The organism is Exiguobacterium sp. A1_3_1 (assembly GCF_048985645.1).
In the GTDB taxonomy this organism is placed as follows: Bacteria; Bacillota; Bacilli; order Exiguobacteriales; family Exiguobacteriaceae; genus Exiguobacterium_A; species Exiguobacterium_A indicum.
Genome location: NZ_WBYY01000008.1, coordinates 19,549 through 40,395, shown reverse-complemented (window position 1 = coordinate 40,395; position 20,847 = coordinate 19,549). Strand labels below are relative to the sequence as shown.

At 43.5% G+C, this 20,847-nt stretch carries 15 protein-coding genes; 8 read left to right on the top strand and 7 right to left on the bottom strand.

Features of this window, described 5'->3' with window-relative positions:
• Together F8N00_RS01945 and F8N00_RS01940 are read right to left on the bottom strand one after the other, a co-directional pair.
• Positions 1-923, bottom strand: a 923-nt coding sequence (locus F8N00_RS01945; RefSeq protein ID WP_421017667.1) for a histidine kinase dimerization/phospho-acceptor domain-containing protein, incomplete at its 3' end; no start/stop codon positions are given.
• On the bottom strand, positions 920-1,591 hold the full coding sequence (locus F8N00_RS01940; protein WP_023469441.1) for a response regulator transcription factor: 672 nt from the start codon (positions 1,589-1,591) through the stop codon (positions 920-922). The genes F8N00_RS01940 and F8N00_RS01945, both read right to left, overlap by 4 nt.
• A gap of 379 nt (positions 1,592-1,970) precedes the next feature.
• Here F8N00_RS01940 and F8N00_RS01935 point away from each other — a divergent pair, with 379 nt between their 5' ends.
• The 4 genes from F8N00_RS01935 (at position 1,971) to F8N00_RS01920 (ending at position 7,115) form a co-directional block, all read left to right on the top strand.
• Positions 1,971-2,819: a hypothetical protein gene (locus tag F8N00_RS01935; RefSeq protein WP_421017666.1), complete on the top strand. Its 849-nt coding sequence runs from the start codon at positions 1,971-1,973 to the stop codon at positions 2,817-2,819.
• Positions 2,820-2,822: 3 nt separating this feature from the next.
• Positions 2,823-4,310: a hypothetical protein gene (locus F8N00_RS01930; RefSeq protein ID WP_421017665.1), complete on the top strand. Its 1,488-nt coding sequence runs from the start codon at positions 2,823-2,825 to the stop codon at positions 4,308-4,310.
• A gap of 179 nt (positions 4,311-4,489) precedes the next feature.
• Entirely contained in the window at positions 4,490-6,199 is a 1,710-nt protein-coding gene (locus tag F8N00_RS01925) for a hypothetical protein (protein WP_421017664.1), read from the top strand.
• A 94-nt stretch (positions 6,200-6,293) separates the two neighbouring features.
• Complete coding sequence (locus F8N00_RS01920; protein WP_421017663.1) at positions 6,294-7,115, top strand: hypothetical protein; 822 nt, start codon at positions 6,294-6,296, stop codon at positions 7,113-7,115.
• 184 nt (positions 7,116-7,299) lie between these two features.
• On the opposite strand, the gene F8N00_RS01915 is transcribed toward F8N00_RS01920, so the two are convergent.
• The 3 genes from F8N00_RS01915 to F8N00_RS01905 form a co-directional block, all read right to left on the bottom strand.
• Positions 7,300-7,812, bottom strand: a complete 513-nt coding sequence (locus F8N00_RS01915; RefSeq protein WP_421017662.1) for a hypothetical protein — start codon at positions 7,810-7,812, stop codon at positions 7,300-7,302.
• Between the two features lie 243 nt (positions 7,813-8,055).
• Positions 8,056-8,616, bottom strand: a complete 561-nt coding sequence (locus F8N00_RS01910) for a hypothetical protein (protein ID WP_421017661.1) — start codon at positions 8,614-8,616, stop codon at positions 8,056-8,058.
• A gap of 75 nt (positions 8,617-8,691) precedes the next feature.
• Entirely contained in the window at positions 8,692-10,407 is a 1,716-nt protein-coding gene (locus F8N00_RS01905) for a hypothetical protein (RefSeq protein ID WP_421017660.1), read from the bottom strand.
• Positions 10,408-10,733: 326 nt separating this feature from the next.
• Here F8N00_RS01905 and F8N00_RS01900 point away from each other — a divergent pair, with 326 nt between their 5' ends.
• Both F8N00_RS01900 and F8N00_RS01895 read left to right on the top strand, forming a co-directional pair.
• Entirely contained in the window at positions 10,734-11,168 is a 435-nt protein-coding gene (locus F8N00_RS01900) for a sigma factor (RefSeq protein WP_421017659.1), read from the top strand.
• Entirely contained in the window at positions 11,165-11,998 is an 834-nt protein-coding gene (locus F8N00_RS01895; RefSeq protein WP_421017658.1) for a tyrosine-type recombinase/integrase, read from the top strand. Before F8N00_RS01900 ends, F8N00_RS01895 begins: the two co-directional genes overlap by 4 nt.
• Here F8N00_RS01895 and F8N00_RS01890 read toward each other — a convergent pair.
• Together F8N00_RS01890 and F8N00_RS01885 are read right to left on the bottom strand one after the other, a co-directional pair.
• Positions 11,979-12,797: a tyrosine-type recombinase/integrase gene (locus F8N00_RS01890; RefSeq protein WP_421017657.1), complete on the bottom strand. Its 819-nt coding sequence runs from the start codon at positions 12,795-12,797 to the stop codon at positions 11,979-11,981. The genes F8N00_RS01895 and F8N00_RS01890 overlap by 20 nt on opposite strands.
• Before the next feature lie 107 nt (positions 12,798-12,904).
• Positions 12,905-13,588: a hypothetical protein gene (locus tag F8N00_RS01885; protein WP_421017656.1), complete on the bottom strand. Its 684-nt coding sequence runs from the start codon at positions 13,586-13,588 to the stop codon at positions 12,905-12,907.
• Between the two features lie 506 nt (positions 13,589-14,094).
• Between F8N00_RS01885 and F8N00_RS01880 the strand changes: the two genes are divergently transcribed.
• Both F8N00_RS01880 and F8N00_RS01875 read left to right on the top strand, forming a co-directional pair.
• Positions 14,095-16,749, top strand: a complete 2,655-nt coding sequence (locus F8N00_RS01880; protein WP_421017655.1) for an immunoglobulin-like domain-containing protein — start codon at positions 14,095-14,097, stop codon at positions 16,747-16,749.
• 161 nt (positions 16,750-16,910) lie between these two features.
• Positions 16,911-20,837, top strand: a complete 3,927-nt coding sequence (locus tag F8N00_RS01875; RefSeq protein ID WP_421017654.1) for an immunoglobulin-like domain-containing protein — start codon at positions 16,911-16,913, stop codon at positions 20,835-20,837.
• Positions 20,838-20,847 lie beyond the last annotated feature (10 nt).

Here is a 20,847-nt window from a genome sequence, read left to right as displayed (position 1 = left end):
GTATAAGAGACAGGTTCAAGATTGTGTGAGACGAGTCGCAATAAGCGCTGGCTCTCGACTTCGATGTAGTGATAACAGTGTGCCGCTTCGTCCGGCGGTAGTTTCGGGATCAACTCGACATAGCCCATGATCGCCGTCATCGGCGTCCGGAGTTCATGGGTAATGTGATCAATGAACGTCTGTTGGTCGTTTCGTTGTCGCTCCAACTGCCCGATGTTGTGCTGAATCGCGTCAGCAAGCGTCGAAAAGTCCGCTGCCAGTCGATTCAGTTCTTCGTATGGATAGGCTGGAAGTGCGTTTGCATAATGCCCCTTCGTCAAGGCATGCGAGACGCTACGTAAATCGTCGATTGGTCCGATTAACGTCTTCGCCATTCGACGGGCCGTCCAAACGGCAATCACAATCAACATCAGAAACACACCGGTGAAGACATAGGTAAATTGTCGAAGCAGTTCCGCTTCCGTCCGGAGATCGACGAGAAAGCGGACTGAACCGATGACGTCTGTCTCACCATACAGCGGGCTCGAGAAGAATAGTACAGGAACATCGGTCTCTTTGAGGAACAGATAACTCGATTTTCCTTTTAAGGCTTGATCAATGTCCCCTGCGAGAAGCGGTAATTGATCGCGCTCCGAATCGGCGAGTAGTTCCGCATTCGGTCCGAACAGTTGGACGCGCGCGTCAAACCGGTCTGCTAAGTATGAAGCGATTGGGACAGCCGTATCGGCGAGCGAGTCCGTCTCTTCGCTCGCGAGATAGTTCGTCGTATAGAGTTCTGCTTCCCGACTCAGTTTTTGGACAGACTCGACGGCGTTCTCATAGAGGTTCGATTGGATGAAGGCATAAAGAATCAAGAAGAGAACGAGCAGTGCCGGAACGAGGAGCAAAACGAAGTTTTCCGTGATGACTTGACGTAGCTTCATGCGTCGACCCATTTGTAGCCGACACCGTAAATCGTCTTGATCCGCTCCCCTTGCGCTCCGAGTTTCTTCCGTAAACGCTGGACCATAATATCGACGGCACGGGTCTGACCGGAGAAGTCAAAGCCCCAGACCTGTTCGAGCAGTTCGTCACGCTCGAAGACCCGTTTCGGATGGGTCAGGAAGAGTGCGAGCAACGCATACTCTCGGTACGTCAGCGGCAACGGTTGACCATCGAGACGAATGACGCGTTCTTCCGGATCAACCGATAAGAAGGGATCCGTCACGACAGGCATGGGTGGTGCGACCGTCTTTACACGTTTCAACAGATTTTTCACACGTAAAACGAGCTCTGTTCCATTAAACGGTTTCGTCATATAATCATCCGCTCCGAGCTGCAGACCGATGATCTTATCATTCATTTGATCACGTGCTGTCAGCATCAAGATCGGTAAATCAGGTGTCGTCTTCCGCAGCTTGGGAATCAAATCGAAGCCGGTCGTATCCGGGAGCATCAAATCGAGGACGATCAAATCAAACGTCTGCGTCTCTTGCAATGCGAGTGCCGTTGCCCCGTCCGCTGCCGTCTCGACCGTCTGACCATCGAGCTCAAGTTGTAGTTTGACGAGATGCCGGATGCTCGCCTCATCATCGATGACAAGAATATGCATAGGAATTCCTTCTTTCTGAACAGGTTTTTCTGTTCCCTAGCGTATCATGGAATCGTTTACACGATAATAATTAAAATTAAACACTAAAAAATATCTTTTTTAATTAACTATTGTTTTAAATAATCAATATAACTACCAATAAATTGATTTAAAAATATTTCACAAAATAAAAATAATATAACTTTGGTCATCAAATCATTTATTCTTTTTTTAATTTCAACTGAATATTCACTATGTTTAGCTGTAATTTATCTTTAACCCTATAAAAAATATTTCGTATTTACAGATTATCGAAAAATCATTTACTTTTTAAGGTAAAAATACAGGAAATTAAATACTTATTTTTATAGAATTAGCATATATTGTTAGGAGGATGAACATGCTAAATACAACATTAAAAAAAGATGCAATTCGCAAATTAGAAAATGAAATAGCTGATTATGAATTTGCTGGTAAAGAAACAACAACCGAAGCGATTAAACTTCATGAAACACGAAACAATTCAGTCGTTGTCATCGATAGTATTGAGCAATATGTTAACAGTCTTGCAAATACACCAAAAGAATTTGAAAAAGAATTAGAGGAAATCAAAGTTAACCTTTCCAGTTTTAAAGTACTCAGTGAAATTGAATATGACGAGAAAACTATGCTCAAAATTGCTGGTGGAGGTACTGCTGCCGGTGTAGCCGCAGGTGTAGCGACAGCAGCATTCGCGCCAACGGCTGCTATGGCGATCGCCACTACGTTTGGTACAGCGTCTACTGGAGCAGCCATTTCAGGCCTTAGTGGTGTTGCAGCAACAAATGCTGCTCTTGCATGGCTAGGTGGAGGTGCCCTTACTATTGGTGGAAGTGGTATGGCAGGTGGCAGTGCTTTATTAGCTTTGGCAGGTCCTATCGGTTGGACTATTGGAGCAGCCACACTGATTACCGGAGGTATTTTTGCAAGTAAGAAAAATAAGGAGGCTGCAATTAAAGCAGATTCAGAACGAATAAAGATTACAGCCGAGAAGAAAAAATTACAGGCAATTACTCGTGAAATCATAGAGCTAGATGGCGCAACAAAACGACTAGCAAATGAACTTTATATGATGTTCCATCAATTTACTCGCGGCGCACAAGACATTACATCTTATACTTCGTTCACTTCTGATCAAAAGAATAAGTTACTTGCAATCGTTAATAATGCTCATAGCCTATCTGCCTTATTCATGAAAGCGATCGGATAAATCATGGACCAAACAATCAAAGATCAATTTATTGCTTCTGGTGTAGACGGATTTAATACATTCAAACAGTCATATCTCAATAATCAAATTGATCAAATCATTAAAGATCAACTCAAATCTCAATCACAACAAGATATTAATTTTGAAAATGCATTAATTCATTTATCCAAAATGCGTCAGTTTCTATCTTCTCCACAAAACATTTTAGGTACGCTTCGAACAAAGCATGGAGAGGTTGCAGAGCACCTCGAAGTAAATGTAAGGAATGCAAAAAATACACTACTTGGATTAAATGCGGATGCTACATTCGATGGTGTAGGACGAACGGCACCAGAAGATTTCATACTAAATGGTGTCAAAATCCAATCAAAATTCATTAACGGAACAGGAAATACGTTGAGTCATGTTGCTAAGCATCTTCAAACATACCAGGACTCTTCTATTGATTACATGATTCCTAAAGATCAATTTGCTTTAATTGAACAGATACGAAATGGTATTGTACCAGAATCACTTTCAGCAAAGTCCGCACAATCAATTTTAAATAAAGTTAATAAGTTAGAAGCTCTATCAGGTCGTTCTTTCTCTGACATGTGCCATCCCTCGATTTCAAATTATGATGAGGTACAACTTGGTAAAGTATTTGAAACAGTGACTAATCATCAAGATGATATAGTCGATCAAAACCACGAGATTAAAAAAGAAATTGATCGTAAAGCGAAAGAAAAAACAAAAGCTACAAATGCTATGCGCGGTCCTTCTGTTGGAGAAGGATTAAAGGTCGCCGGTAGCGCTGCTACTGTAACAGCTTCTTTATCATTATTTAAAGGACTATATAGCAAGAAAAAAGAAGGAAAAGCGCTATCCCATCTTAATTCGGAAGATTGGAAAGAACTCGGTTTGGATGCTGGAAAGAACGGTCTTCGCGCTGGAATAACTGCTGGATCAATCTATACTCTTACAAACACCACTGCCCTTTCGGCACCTTTTGCAGGAGCAGTCACAAGTGCTGCGTTTGGTATGACTTCTTTATTTAAGCAATACTACGCTGGAGAAATCGAAGCTGATGAAGTTTTAACTGAGGGACAAATTATTTGTTTTGAAGCAGGTGTTACAGCAATTGGTGCTGCATTAGGACAGGCACTAATTCCGATACCACTTTTAGGTGCTGTTATTGGAACGGTTGCTACTGATTTTATTTGGAAATTCGCAAAAGGAAAGCTTGGCCAGCGCGAAGAGGCTTTGAAAAAAGTGTTAGACGCTTATTCGGATTCTCTTCTACGGCAAATGGATTCAGCGTATCGCCAATTGATCGAAAAGATTAACGCTACTTTTTCACGTTATCATTCTCTAATTGACGCTGCCTTTGATATGGAAGCAAACTCAGCATCTATCGCAGCAGCTTCAATTGAATTAGCTGAAGAGTTAAACGTCCCCTCTTCCAATATCCTTCACAATCACGAAGAGTTAGATGCTTTCTTTTTATCTTAATTTTTGATTTTAAATTACATGAAAGAATAGCTTGAATAGTTGTTATTAAAGGAGATAAGTTTCCGAATTGAACACCGGATACTTACCTCCTTCTTTGATTTAGCTGAATCCAGAAGCTACAAATGATAAAAATGATTCGTTCTATACTTTCCCATATCAAAAATAGAATGAGGTGTTATATGAATACAATTGAAACGTACGGTATTATTCAAAATTTAAAGACTAATACACCTGCAGATACTTTAGAAAAATCACCGGTAAGGAGTCTGTTAGATCAATATCAAGAGGTCATTATTAGAAGTTTAATTACTTCATTTGGATTAGATCTTCTGTTCGTAAAAGATCGTCATGGCGGAGATGTCGATACTATTCATAACGTAAGAGCTATTCAAAAGGGTGATTCTCAATTCGAAGGGTATGCCAATAAGAACAATCAGTATGATTACGAAACCCAGAGTAGCTATGATAAATCAACATCTGCTAAATACCACAGTCACAAAAACTACATCAATCGCAACAGAGAAGGTGCTATCAAAAAAGAACAAGGGATTTTACAGGATGCCTATACAGGAAAAAGAATTTCTCAAAATGAAAAGATTGATCTAGACCATGTCATTTCTGCGAAAGAAATTCAAGGAGATGCTGGTCGAATTTTAGCTGATGCAGATGGTGTTGAACTTGCCAATCAATCGATGAACCTCAAGCATACGAATCGTTCCATCAATCGTTCGAAAGGCGCGAAGACAACGGAACAATTCACTGATTCACTCGATCAAATGAGACCAGAAAGACAAGAACGAATAAACGAACTTTCCAATCAAACTTCACTCGATAATCGGGAGAAAAAGGAATTAAACAAACTTACTCAGTTGGAATCCGTTGATGCGAAAAGGATGGCAGCTGCAGAGAAAAAAGCACGGGATAACTACGAGAAGCAGTTGAAGAGTAAATATTACACGAGTACTAAATTTTTAAATGACACGATTCAATCCAGTTATGCACTTGGTATTAAGATGGGATTACGTCAGGCGCTGGGTGTGATTTTAGGTGAGCTTGTAATGATCGTAAAAGCAGAATTACCACCTTTTATCAAAAAAATGCGCGCTTCATTCGATTTACAATTATTTTTTAAAGAAACAGCACATATCGTAAAGAGCGCCTTTAAGCGTATCAGTCAAAAATATAAAGAAATTATTCATGGATTTAAAGATGGTCTATTATCAGGAATTTTATCATCGTTAGCAAATACCTTGATCAATATATTCGTTACAACTGCCAAAAATACAGTCAAGATCATCCGTGAAAGTTTCTCTACTATTGTGGAAGCTTTGAAAATATTAATACTTAACCCGCAAAACTTACCACCTGGTGAAGTCATGAAGTCTGTCGCTATCCTCATTTCTACCGGTGCTTCTGTGGTCTTAGGAACAGTTGTTGTGGAAGCTATGCGAAAGATTCCTGCACTCAACATTCCGATTGTCGGTGATGTATTGACGACCTTCGTCGGTGCTAGCGTCACAGGTTTAGTAAGTGTCAGCTTGATTTACTACATTGAACATTCGAAAAATGTAAAAAAGATCATGGATTGGCTAAATCAATCAAAGTCTTCAATGGATTACAAATTAGAAAACTTCAAAAAAATCAATACGGACTTACTTGAGTATGTAGCGACACTTGAAAAAATAGATTTCCATCATCTTTCGAAACGAGTTGAAATGACGCACGAAATTGCACTACAACTAACTATCGCGCATTCCGATTTAGAAATCAACCGAACGCTAACAGATATTGTTCAAAAATATAACATTCATCTTTCTTACGACGGGACAATCGATGGATTAACAGATTTTATGAACGACTCTACTAGCACGCTTCAATTTAAATTATGATTTCTTCATAAAATCAAATCATCCTGTCATATAAAGTTAGGCGTATGATGCATACGTTTTAATAGTGCTTTAAATAGAAGGAGCTGTATATAACATGCCATTTTCGTTTATCACAAAAAAACTCAAATCAGAATCAAAAAGTATTAAACAAAAGGTACAGCAACTTAAAGCACCTCAGCAAATCGTTCAAAACTCTGAGGCTGAATATAATAGGTGTAAAAGTAATCTGGTTCATGTCAAAAAAGAAACGGCAGAACAAATAGAAAAACTTGAAAAACTCGAGGTTAAAATTTTTAAAAGTTTTCAACGGTTTTCAAACGCATTTGAACAACTTAAAAACCGACCAGAGTTTGAACAAAAAGCGAATGAATCTTTTACTTTACCTAAACTCACTTTTTATGATTTCCAAAAGTTCAAAACATTTCAAATAGAGATTCATCAATATTTTATAACTATATTGGTGATTCCCTTTATTGGCCAATTTTTAGCAATGGGCTCTATATTTAAAGAGTTAAAAAATAACTCAAATTTAGAAAAAGCTTTGGAAATTGAACGAGAAGTGAACGAAATCAATAGATCCATCAGAAAATCAATCGATTTTTTAATACGACTAGACGTACTGGCGACTAAAATGGAAATTCATCTAAATATGATTCACAAAATTTATCGTAAGCAAGTATACGAATTTGAAACTTTAGTAGCGCGTAATACGGATTATGCTTCATATACGCAAGAAGAAAAAATGCTAGTCGACACAAATATCAAGCTAGTTGCCATACTTTATAAATTAATCAATCAAGAGTTGACTCAGCAAGAAAAGCAATCAAATGACGTTCCTGTTTTATTAGATGATCAGACGAATGATTTGATTCTACAATCAGAACAAGCAGTGACAACATTATATCTCGTTCATTAATATTAAGTTTTATATACTATATGTCAGTAAACTGTACGATGATGTGGAGTTACGTAGTTATATCCTTTCGTCGCGTATTCTGCAGCACAAGGTAGGAACTTCTAGTTTCACACCGATAAAAATAAAAGCATCTGTATCCATCATTAAAATGGACACAGATGCTTTACTTTGATGTAAAAATGATTCAACTCAGTTGTAACAAGGCTTCGATGTCTTGATTCATCCCTTTGTACAACTCATGAATCGAAGTGACGATTTCATCGTTGCTTGAAAAGGAGTATTCGATGATTTGATTCGTATTATAGGAGTTCGCTTGAAGATGATTTTTGAATGCAATCAGATACGATCGCTGCTTTTCATTAAAATACTCTGGTTGATATCTGACGTGATGTCCTATGCTTTTCACTAAACCGTTCATGTCATTCAATAATTGTAGTACATCCGCTTTACGTACATCTTTCTCATTTAATGCAGAAGAAGCGAGGACGTTCTCCACCTGCGCCTTTATTTTTTCATTGTATTCTTCATCTTCCGACAGAGTCGGAACGTGTGAAGACAACTTTTGAAGGTTGTTGTGATAACGACTCGTTATTTGGTCCGAATCCACTTCAACTTTTTTGTTGATGCTGAGAGTGCTATACGGATACATGTAACGAATGGCTATGGCAGCAACAAACAGTACGATGATTGCAATCACCGTATACCTCATCATATTCTTTTTCAAAATTTGCACCATCCTTGTTGATATAACTGATAGATTATTCAAAAATATACCATTCTTTCACCACTTTATAAAGCTAACCATATTAATTATTTAAGAAACTATTCCTTCAAGAAATAAGCCTGTTTTCACCTCGTTCACTACAAAAAAAGCTACCAGACACCATCGATAGATGGCATCCAGTAGACTGATGACGTGTTTTATATTGCGTACTCTCCTTCATCGATCCGTCGCTGAAACACCAAATGCGCGGACATAGCCTTTAGTATCGTAGTCAAACCACAGCAAGGCTTTTTTACTTACGTTGTAATAGTACGTACCCTTTTGTTCGAATCGGAGATATTCTTCTTTTTTAATTTGAAAGCTCATCTTTGCTGGAACTTCATCCTTTTGTAGCGTTTCGTGTTGACTCGGTTTCCCGAGCGCCTGTTTGACCTCACTCAGCTTAATTTTACGGTCGTTGAGCTGCGGTAACGTCATCAAGACTCCGACATGCTCCGGGTACTTCGCACTAAACCGAAAATCGGAATACAGATACGTTCCTTTCAACTTCCCGAAGACACAACAATCGGTCTGATCGACCCCATAGCTGGCGTCCTTTCCTTTAATCGTGAAACGATCATACAGCTTCGCCTTTGCCTCAAGCAAGGTTCCTTTTTCTGCTGCTGCGAATTGTTTTTTCAAGTACGCGGCATTCGACATCGTTTTCGCATCAACCGTCATTGGAACAAGTAATACAAGCACTAGTAGTAGTGCCATACATCCTTTCATCCATTTCATTCGATGTTCCTCCTTTGTCGTGGATTACCGTTACCCTAACACAACTCCTTCATTTTTCCAAATCCATCCATCTGTTTAATTCACATGAATCAACCGTGCCGTTCCTTTCGCGTCAAAGGCGAACTGGCAGGTCACTTGTCCGATCCGATATTCGTAGATGCTGCGGATCGCGTACGTCGCGCGCGTCGTTTTGCCTTCGACGACGCGTTGCGAGTAGGACGTCGCATACGTTTCCTTGAACGTTGGTTTCCCGAACACGGCGCTGACTTCTGCTTTCGTCAGCGTCCGTTTCTCAAGAGATGGTGCGAGCGTGACGAGATCAATCCGATCGATTTGACTGCCGAAGCGCGGATAACGGGCTACAAAATGACGACCTTTCCACTTTCCGTTGAGAACCTTTTCTCCTGTTTGAACGAGGCTACCGGACGTACCTGTCCACGAGACATAACTAGCTCCGACGCGTGGTGATCCTTCAAACCCTTGCTTCTCTTGCATCGCCTGCTTTTGACGTTTCAACCAACTGCTGTCGGAGACAGTCGACAACTTCGGTAACGGGATGACTTTTCCTTTGAGTGTCGCAGTGTAGCCTCCGTAGGATGCTCGTAACGTGTAGGCTCCCGCTTTTTTCCCGTATAGTTTTCCGGACGAGACGCTCGCGATCGTCGGTTGATCCGAAACCCACTTCACTTTTGCCGTGACTTGTTTTTTCTTGCCGTCTGCTTGCGTGACGTTGAGAAGAAGCGGCTCAGGTGATCCGACCTTCACTTCCTTGAAGGAAGACGGAATCGAAAGCGCGACCGGTCGCTCGACGAGCAGGCGACCATCGTACATGTTCGTCCGCTCACCACCATCGGCATTCGCGATAAGGTAGCGGGCTCCTTTCGTCATGCCGAGCACCGACGAGTAACTGACGGAATCATCCCGATCCAGCGATGTCTCGATCCGGTGACCGTTTTTCTCAAACAAGGCGAAGTAACCGTCCCGTCCCGTATACAAGGCACCGATGAACTTCCCACTTTCGTCGACCGCGATATCTTTATACGTTCCGGTCATCCCCGTGATGAACTGCGAGGAGGTACTTTCCTTGAATTGATGTGCTCCATCATAGACATGTAGACGGCGGTCATTCGCCTTCGCGAGTACGAGTGTGCCCTCGCGTCCCATCTCATAGGCGGCGTAGCCGGATGGATGCGTGAGACGTTTCGCGAGCGTTCCGTCTTTCTCGTAGACGTCAACGCTTGTCTCACGGATGATCGCTAAATAAGCAGTCGACGTCCGAATCGCTTTTGCTCCTGTCGTCTCCTGGACAAAACGAACGGTTGCTGAATCTAAATCGTAGACGGCTGTCTGCTCGACCCCCTCTTGTTTCGCGCTCACAGCAAGGAGATGTGAGTCTGGGAAGAAGCGAGCACGAGTGAACGACTGGAGCGCTCCTGCAGGTGTCTTGATCTGATCGATGACGTGTAGCACGTTTCCTGTCGCGTCACGTACCTCAAGCACCTGATCCTTCACAAAGACGAATCGTTGTTGATCGTCCGAGACCGTAAAGTCTTGTATCGGTGCTCCTTCTTCAGTCGATAGCACCTGCAAATCACGCGCTTGCTCGAAATCGAAGAGTCGTGGTGCTTCATAAGTTCCCCAGCGCCAGACACGCGACTCATCCGGTACGACTTGAAAAGCGGATGACGGAGTGAGTGACGTGACGAACGGCATTTTGACTTCTGCCGACGAATGCATCGACGTTGCAGAATACAATACGGTCGCAGCAAGACCGACAATCAATTTTTTCATATGTGGTTTCTCCTTTTTAGTGGCGTCTTATTCATAAGTATAATGAAATTCTCAACATTTGCCTTCTTTTTCCAAAAATAAAACTTTTTTCGAACACGTCCGAGGATAAGTAGAGTTATCCTCGGCTTTCAACGTCACTTTTTTGAATCGTGCCAACGGTTTTCTCATCTTTTACGATGCGTTCACCCTTCAATACAGAAAAAATTCTCTTCTTTAATCGAGAAAAACCGCATGAAATCAGATGGCTGTATCGGATAACTCTACTTATACTGAAACTACCGCGGAATACATAGCAGATATGCATATCTCGAAAAGGACTCCCTCCGATGAATGAACTTCTTCGCAACTGGCTTCCCCTTATCAACTCCCTGCTCTCCCGCCTGTCAATCCACCCAAATGAACAAGATGAATGCCGGCAAGCTGCCTTGCTCCGACTCTGGAAATCGATCGAGGACGGGAAGACATTGACCGTCACCTTCGTTCGGATTCGCGCGAAAGGCGCGATGCTCGATTACCTGGCGACCCGTAACCGGACGCTTGCGACCGAAGTCGTCTCCGACGCGTTACCGGAACGCCCGCGTACCCCGCACCTGTCGTTCACCTATCTGATGAGTGAACTCAAGCGTGACTTATCGGCGACGGAGTTCACGTTTCTTGAGTCGTTGATGAACGGGACGGAAGAGACGCTCGGGTACTCGCACGCCCGGCTCCGGTCCTTGAAATCCGAACTCCGTAAGAAAGTCGAGTATTTGCTCGGATGATGGTGTTCTATGAAGAACGATTATTAACGTTGATCGAACAAGGACCCTACAGTCCATTGACGAAAAAAGCTTACCGCAGCGACGTCCGTCATCTGTGTCGCAACGTGACCCGAATCGATGTTCCTTCGATGCAACGGTACGGCACCTTACTGCGAACGTCGTATGCTTCGACGACTGTCGCTCGTCGTCTCCACGCCCTGTCGACACTGTTCGACCAACTCGTTACTGAACGCGCCTTAGCACACAATCCCCTCGCGCAAACGAAACGTCATCCCCCGATTGCCCGTCGACGCCCCCGCTTTTCGTATGATGAGGTCCGGTCCGTCCTCGAACGGATTACGGACGAGACCATCTACGCGTTCTGCTTTTTACTGCTCCATACGGGACTTCGTTTCGCCGAGGCACATGCTTTACACCGGACGGATATCGATTGGGACACCAAGCAACTATTCGTTCGTCACGGAAAAGGAGGACGCATGCGTCACCTGCCGTTACATGACGAATTGCATCGCGTCTTATTGCGTTATCTTGAAACGACTTCCATCCCTTCGCAGGAATTGTTTTCAACGGAAACGGGTCGTCGCTTCCCGGCAGAACGGATTCGGTCGACGTTACGCGAAGCAAGTCTGACACAGCTCGGTCGGATTCTTCGTCCGCACGATCTTCGGGTGACCTTTGCGACCACGCTCTACCACGAACATGAGACGGACGTATTGACGATCATGCGTCTACTCGGTCACCGGGACGTCCGGACGACCCAACACTATATCCTTCCTTCAAGCGATATTGATCGTGCCTCGGTCAACCGACTCAAGCCGACAACGTATTGAGGATCTCCCGGATTCGGTTCGTACGACTCCGGATATAGCCGACGGTCGTCGTCGGATGCGCATGACCGAGTAAGCGCTGGATCTCAACGATCGTACAGCCTCCTTCATGATGCAGATAGGTCGCATATGCGATCCGGAGCGCATGCGGGCGGAGCGGTGCGCCGCTCAAGCGCAAGGCTGCATCACGGAGAACGAGACGCGCCGTCTGTTCGTGCAGATGGCGTCCGGTCACGGACTGAAACAGAATGCCCTCTTTGCGCTCACCGAGGAAATGTAGGAGACGATGCGACAGCATCATTCCGATCGGAATCGTCCGCAGGCGACGTCCCTTGCCGTAGCGGACGAATAGCGTATGCGTCTTAAAATCGATATCCGTAACGGATAAGAGGCGTGCTTCGGTGAAGCGGAGACCGGTCTGGCAAATCACTTCGAAAAACAAACGGTACATCGGGTCCTCGATGCTGCGGACGATTGACAGCCCTTCTTGTAAATCATAGTAGGTCTCGTCCGGAAAACGTTGGTGCGTGATCGGTGACACGTCATGCAGGGGATTCCGTTGCAACCTCCCGGCTCGGACAAGCACATTCCCGAGTGAGCGCAAGGCATGGAAGCGCCGCAGGATCGTCGACGGCTGATAGCTCAGACGCATCTGATCGAAGTAGTGCTGGAGCGATGCGATCGACCACGAGACACCGGCACGTTCCATATGCCGGACGTCACTACGGTAGGCTTTGATCGTCGGTTTTGCGAACGTCGGATGTGAGATGAGATATTCGTGCAAGTACTCGTCGTGTTGCATGGGAATTCCTCCTTCAGCCAAATGATTTCATCTGCTCGATCTCGTCAATTCCTGCTCCGCTTAGACAACAGGAGTCCATCTAGCAAAAGATGGACTCCTGTATGTATTCATAGTGACGTATGATCTGCGACTTTGAAGGTTTTTTTCTTATAGTCGTAACTCATGAGGACCATCTTCCGTCCACCCGTCGAAGTCGGGAAAACATACGTCTTATACGATGACTTCTCTGCACCGATCGCAGCGAGGTCCGCTTTCGATTGAATTGACGACCAATCCGTCGCCTCGAGTCCAGTCCATTCCCCAAGACCTGTCCCAGAAAGAATCGCATCGAGTTGCTTCGCAGTCATTCCTTCTTTAACCTTTGCACCCTTTGCCAGCTTACGTGTACTTTCACGTGCGGCAGACTTCGTATTTTCACGATAGATATCAAACGATTTTCCAGTCAACCGATAGACAGAACTGTTCTTTTTCGTCTTGAAGATGAGTGACGTATCGCTATCTCCGTTCTTGCCATTCGTGAAGTAGTAGAACTTCGTTTTTTGACCATACGAGATTTCCGTCGACTCCGCTTGTTTCTTTAAAACCGTACTGCCACTCTTTTTCACCAGTTGTTTTTTGTAATCTTTACCGTATAAGACTTTTGCTGCTTCCGTCATCGTCATACCAGTCTTTAAGTTTGTGTACTGCGTCGTATACTTCGTTTCCTCTTTCGTAGCAGCCGTTGCACTTCCGGCACATACTGTCGCGCCTGCGATCATTGCTGCAAGTACCGTTGTTGTCATGCGTTTCATTCGATCATCCTCTTTCTTTATGTTCATTCCATGAATACATCATTCATACCTCATCTCATTATAATGGATTTAATGGTTTTTTCTATCTATTTTTCCTTTTTAGTTTTTATTTTTACATTTTTATTCAATTTTTATCGTTTTTTCATGACCTTTATTTCGAAATAATACTCAATTCATACACTGGACGACCGAATTTAGTACTTTTTGAAAATAAAAGAAACAAGTATGTAATATATTTGAAAATTAGACCAAAATTACTATTCGTTGAAACTTTATGAGTATATGTTCCTTAAATTGTTGAATATTAATTACATGTTTTAAACTAACCTATACCAATGATTCAGGTCAATTGACCTATATTAGATGCCTAATAAATACCATTTAATATAATTATGTTAAAAATATTACATATTTTCCATAATAAAAGGGTAATTTTATTTTATACACCTGAGATGCACGTTCATCCATGCACACTTTAGTCTATTGATTTAGAGGAGGTTGTATTGATGAAAAAAGGGTTGGCAATTGTTCTGAGTCTTCTTCTCATTCTGTCTTATGGGTTGACCCCATTGGGTGCTTCTGCCGCTTCTTCGAGTAGCGTAAAGACCGTCTACTCACCGAAGTATCTCGTTCACTACGGTGGCGTGAAGTATGCCAAGAAGAAATTGACGTATCCAAAATCCGTCAAGGTCAAGCTCTCGAACGGGAAGTATGCGTATCGATCCGTCAAATGGAGTAAGGTCAGCTTTGATAAGAAGTACATCGGAAAGAAACAGAAGATCAAGGGAGATGTCTATGGTACATCAAAAAATGCGTACTGGTATGTCAAAGTCAAAAACTATCCAGCGAAGGTACTTGCTCCGAATGTCATGACCGTCGGAAAGAATCAACCAGCGAACTTGCCGACACGTCTTTCAACGATTTTCGAGGGTGGACAACGCTACTCGTATCCGCTCAAATGGAGTAAGGTCTCAACAGCTTCATTCGGTACGAAAAATCTGACGTATTCGACAGTCGGACGCAACCTCGAAATCTACGGGGCTGCCAAGCTGAAAGTATCCGATGTCGTTCAGTCGATGCAGAAGTACTATCTCGTCTCGTACGGGAAAAAAATCCGGGCAACCGGCAAAATTCTCTATGAAGCAAAAGGTATGAAGAGCTACCTCGTCATTACGGATAAAAAGACGGGTGAGAGCACGAAGATGTATCTCAAGCTCGACAAAAAAGGTCACTACTACGTGACTAGTCAGGAACTCGCACCAGGAGACTACACGGTCTACATCCTGTCAGGTTCGAAAAAAACGAAATCCGTCACGATTACGATTAAAAAACCGATCACGGAACCAACGGATGAACAAAAACGAGAATTGCTTCAAAAATTACTTCTCGTCATCAACGTCTCGAATCCCCTATTAAGTGACATCGAGTTCCCAGAAGTCGATGGTGTCTCGTTCGCGGTCGATTCAGACAACTCAGCTGTCTCTAGCAGCGGAAAAGTCACGCGTGGCGCGACCGATCAAACCGTCAATTTTGTGATCAAGGCGACATTCGGCGGTGTGACGGAAAGCAAATCGTTCTCGAACATCCTCGTTCCACGAAAAGATTTATCGGATGAAGAGTTAATCGACTTCACGCTTCAGAACTTCACAATCGCCAATCCACTCAAAACGAATATCACATTACCAACGGCTGAAGGAATCTCGTTCTCGCTGATTTCGTCGAATGAAGCCGTTGTCTCAAGCAGCGGAATCGTCAAACGCGGAATGGAAGATAAACAAGTCGACTTGACGTTACGCGCGACGAAAGGCAGCTTGACGAAAACGAAGAGCTTCCCGAACATCCTCGTCCCGAAAGTCGACAATGCGACAGATAGCCTGTTGCAAGATTATCTCGATAAACTCGATATCAAGAGTCCAGTGACGAAAAATATCGTTCTTCCAGCACTTCCGGGTGCTACGGTTTCCATCACATCAACTAAACCTAGCGTCATCTCAGACACAGGTGTCGTCACACGCGGTATGACGGATCAAACCGTCTCGATCGTCGTCTCGGTCACAAAAGACGGTATCACGAAATCACGTGATTTCTGGAACTTAACGGTTCCAAAACAAGATGCAACGACAGATGAATTACTTGATCTTTACCTGTCTGGTTTGACAATTAGCAGTCCGTTGACAACGAACTTGTCGCTCACACCACCAGCTGGTGTAAACTTATCAATCAGTGCGTCAGACCCAAATATTTTATCGAACTCAGGTATTCTGACTCCACCAGATGTCGATAAAACGATTTCTGTGACGGTTAACGTCTCTAAAGACGGCATCACGAAATCGCGGACGTTTACGAATATTCTTGTGCCACTCAGTCTTTCAGCAGAGCTAGATGCTGCGCTGAATGCAATCAATCTGAATCTATTGAATTTAACGGGTAACGTCAATTTACCGAGTAGTTCGAAAGGAATTGCGGTTCAATGGACTTCAAACAATCCGGACGTCATCTCGAACGACGGTGTCGTGAAAGGGGCATTGAACTTACAAAACTTCACACTCAAAGCAAGCGTCACAAAAGGTGGTATCACGAAAACGAAAACATTCGCAGGAACAGTCGCAGCTAATCTGGGGCTATCGTTTAAAAATGATATCGCTAAAATCAAGTCGAGCGTCGGTACGCTGAACGTCGGTTACAACCTCAACCTTCCGACTTCATTGAATGGTTCAGCGGTTACTTGGACTTCGAGTGCACCATCGTTATTAAGTAGCACAGGTGCCATCTTGAACGACTCTAGTTCAACGCCATTCACACTGACAGCAACATCTGGAGGGACGTCAGAAACGTTGAATCTTGCTATTCAACGCCCTAATGGTGGTCTACTCGGTGGGTTACTTGACTTACTTGGAGACGTTCTGAAACCGGTCCTCAATGGTCTCACTGGGAATCAAAATACCATCACACTGCCAGATAAATATGGTGGTATTGGCTTACTGGGTATCGGAGAACGTAAAATCACAGGATGGAGTAGTTCTCATCCGGATCTCGTAACGATTCAAGGAAATAACTTGACGCTTAAACGAGATGACTATGATCACGTAGTTGTCCTCTATGCAAACTTCGAAGGATTTAGTAATCCAGTTCCGATCATCATCAAAGTTTCAAAACGTTAATGATGTGCGTTTCTGTTTAAACTAAATATGCGGTGAACCTAGCTTCTCATTAGGTTCATCGCATATTTTTCTACTTTTCTTGTCTACATACAACAAGGGAATTTCAACACCTGAGAGCCAATCATTTGCCTGGACACTACATTTTCTAGGGAGGTTTGGTCATGCGAAAGAGTCTCATCGTTCTTCTCTGTCTGTTGCTTTCCTTCCCCGCCTCATTTCAATCCGTTGCTGCCGCTAAATCAAGCAGCGTCAAAAAAATCTACCGTCCTGCATCAACTGTTCACTATGGCGGTGACGTGTTTGCGGTCAAACCTCTTTCTCCACCGAAGACCGTTCGTGTCAAACTTGCGAACGGAAAAAAGGTAAAAAGATCCGTAAAGTGGAGTAATGTTCGCTTCGATAAAAAAATCATTGATCGAAAACAAAAAATAAAAGGAAATGTTTCGGGAACGTCTAAGAGTGCCTACTGGTACGTCACGATTAAAAACTATCCGAAATCGATTCTCCCTCCTGTCGTCAAGACGGTCGGGAAAAATCAATCGGCCAAACTTCCAGAACGGCTATCGACGATTTTTGCTGGTGGACAGCGCTATTCGTATCCACTCAAATGGACACGTACGACGACAGCGTCCTTTGGGAAGAAAAGCGTGAAGTACACAGCCGTTGGACGAAATGTCTTGATTACCGGAAAAAATACATTGCGCGTCTCAGACGTCAAACATGAAAACGTGAAGTATACGCCGTTTGAAAGTGGTCGCCGACTGCTGGTCACCGGTCGGATCCTCTATCCGGCAAAAGGTATGACACATCACCTGTACCTGATCGACGATAAAGACCGTGTATCCATGTATCCACTAAAACGTGATCGCCAAGGATACTTCCGGATCGAAACGAATATGTTACCGGTCGGACGCTATGATGTCTCGATTTTAAGTGGATCGCAAAATGCAGCGCCTTCCACTGTGACGATTCGTAACGTCGTCACGCCTCCAGCACCGGAAGACTCACGAAAAATCTTGAAGGCATTGCTTGCAGGAATTACGATTCCAAGTCCACTCCTCCAAAATATTCAGTTGCCACAAATGGATGGTGCCACATTTAGTATTCGCTCCACAGACGGCAATCTATCGCCTACCGGACAAGTCACTCGTACAGATCAAGAACGGGACGTCGCGTTCACGATCGTCGGGAAATTGAATGGCCTTGAAGAAACACGTTCCTTCTCGGGCATCACGATTCCGAAACGTGAGCTGACGGACGAGGAACTGATTGACTTCACTCTCGACAAATTCAAGCTGGCAAGTCCATTGACGAAGGACGTTCAGCTGCCGCAAGCAGAAGGTATAACATTCCAATTAGTGTCTTCAAACGAAAAAATCGTCACATCGGACGGTAAAGTACGCCGTGATCTGACAGATCAACTCGTCACACTCACGTTAAAAGCTTCAAAAGGTAGTCTCGAAAAATCACGTCTCTACTCGAATATCACTGTCCCAAAAGTTGACAATGCGACGGAATTATTCTTAGACGATTACTTGAGTCGTCTGACATTCCCAAATCCTTTAACAAGGGATTTAGTATTACCTGCCGCTACGGGAACGACACTTTCTCTGACCTCTTCTCTTCCAGATGTCCTCTCGTCGACGGGGAAGGTGACACGTGGACTGACCGATCAATCCCTCTCATTTCTTGTTTCGGCGACGAAAAACGGCGTGACACGTACACGTAGTTTTTGGAACTATCAAGTCCCGAAACGAGATACGGCGATTGACGAACTGTTAGCAGATTATTTGAACAAACTCGATATCCCGAGTACGTTGACGCGTGACGTAAGTCTTCCGACAGTTGAAGGAATTCAAACGACACTTTCTTCAACCAATACATCCATCCTGTCAAATACAGGACAAATCATCCGTGGTCAAACGGATAAAATCGTCTCATTAACAGTCATTGCGACAAAAGACGGCGTTACTAAATTACGCACTTTCTCGAACTTGACCATTCCAAAGAAAGAAAACGCGACGTCCGATTTGCTTGATGATTACTTGAGAACGGTCGAAATCCCGTCACCTCTGACGACTGATTATTACTTGCCGACCCCGATGACACCGGGAATCGAGACCTCTCTCTTCTCAACAAATACAGCTATCCTTTCAAATACTGGAAGAGTGACACGCGGTCTGACTGATCAGATTGTCTCCGTGACGGTGACGGCGTCAAAAGACGGACTCATTCGTAAGAAGGAGTTTCCACTGATCACGATCCCAAAACAAGAAGTGTTATCGGATGCCTTGATTGATACTTATTTGGATCAAGTCGAGATTGCTAGTCCGTTGAACCAAAACATTCAGTTGCCTCTCGCACCGGAAGGAATGACCGTCTACCTGACCTCTTCTCAACCTGATATTGTGGCAACGTCAGGCGTTATTAAACCAGCAGACACTGCTCAAACTGTTACGGTCAGTGTGACAGCATTGCTGAACGGTGTTTCAAGGACGAGGATGTTTTCAAACCTTTCAGTACCTGCACGTCCTCTGACAGTCACAGAAGAACTGACGAACTATTTGAATGGTGTTTCGATACCAAAATCACTTGAAACTGATCTTTCATTAAATCCACCTGCAGGAATAACCGTTAGTGTCGAGTCCTCCGTTACTTCGCTGTTATCTAGTACCGGAATCCTAACACGCGATACCGTAGATCGAACGACTGATATTACGGTCATTGCTTCAAAAAATGGGATATCGCTTTATAAACAATTTGAAAAAATTTCAGTACCGAAACGTGGATTGACGGATACCGAAGAATTACAAAAGTATCTCGATCAACTATCAATTCCTTCTTTACTCAATGATAATCTTAATATCCAGCCACCTACCGGAATTGAAGTTACGTTATCTTCCGACAAAACGAATGTACTGTCAAACGATGGAATCGTCATTCCAGGTATTAAAGATGAGCTCGTCTCACTTAAAATAACCGCTAAAAAAGGAAGTTCCACATTACAGAAAACCTTCTCTAATTTAGTGGTTCCACAGGCAGGTTTATCTGTCAGGGATCTATTAGAGTCATATCTTAAGAACCTCACCATTCCGACTAAATTAACAGAAAATCTAGTGATTCAACCTCCTACAGGAGTAAAATTATCCCTCTCGTCTGATGATCCAGGTGTATTATCGAGTAGCGGAGTCATCGTTCGAGGCGATACGACCAAAAACATTGTCGTCACGGTTCAAGTAGAGAAAGATGGTGTGACTGCTGAAAAATCATTTCCTGAAATTGAAGTTCCATGGACTCTAGAAGCGGAACTAAATCAGGCAGTGAAAGATCTCTCCCTCTCTTCACTAACAGATTTGAAATTACCACTCAACTTGCCGACTGAAGTCAATAAGTTACCGATCACATGGACCTCTAGTAATACCAATGCCATCACAAATACAGGTACTATCATCCCAGCAGTTTCTTCACAGGCGTTTACGTTGACGGCATGGATCACAAAAAACGGCGTCCTAAAAAGCAAGACATTTGAGGGAACGATTGCTGGGAATCTCAGTCTGATCCTTAAAGAAGATCTCGCGCGCATCGCAGCCGTTAGTCCGACGCTGAACGTCTACCTCGATTTAAAGTTACCGACTACGTTAAACGGATCTCCACTTACATGGAAATCAAGTAATGAAAGTCTTTTAACGAGTCTCGGTATCGTTAAGAATCGATCACAAATTACGCCTTTCACGCTTTCTGCGACAACTGGTAATACTTCAAGTATATTGTCATTCGCTACGCAAGATACTCAGACATCCTTACTCTCAAGTTTATTGAATGTCCTCGGAGGCATCGTCAATCCGATTGTCGATTCACTCACGTTAGGTAAGTCAGCTTCGCTTCCTCAAAGTTATGGTGGTGTTCTTGGTATTGGATCAAAATCTATAAGTGAATGGAAATCTTCTCATCCAGACATCGTAACGATTCAAGGAAGTCAAGCCGTCGTGACACCAGACAAGTACGAACACCTCGTCGTCTTGTTCGCAAAGTTCGGAGATGTTCCTAAACCGGTACCATTCCTCATAAAGGTTCCAGCAAAAAAATAAGATTTCTTTT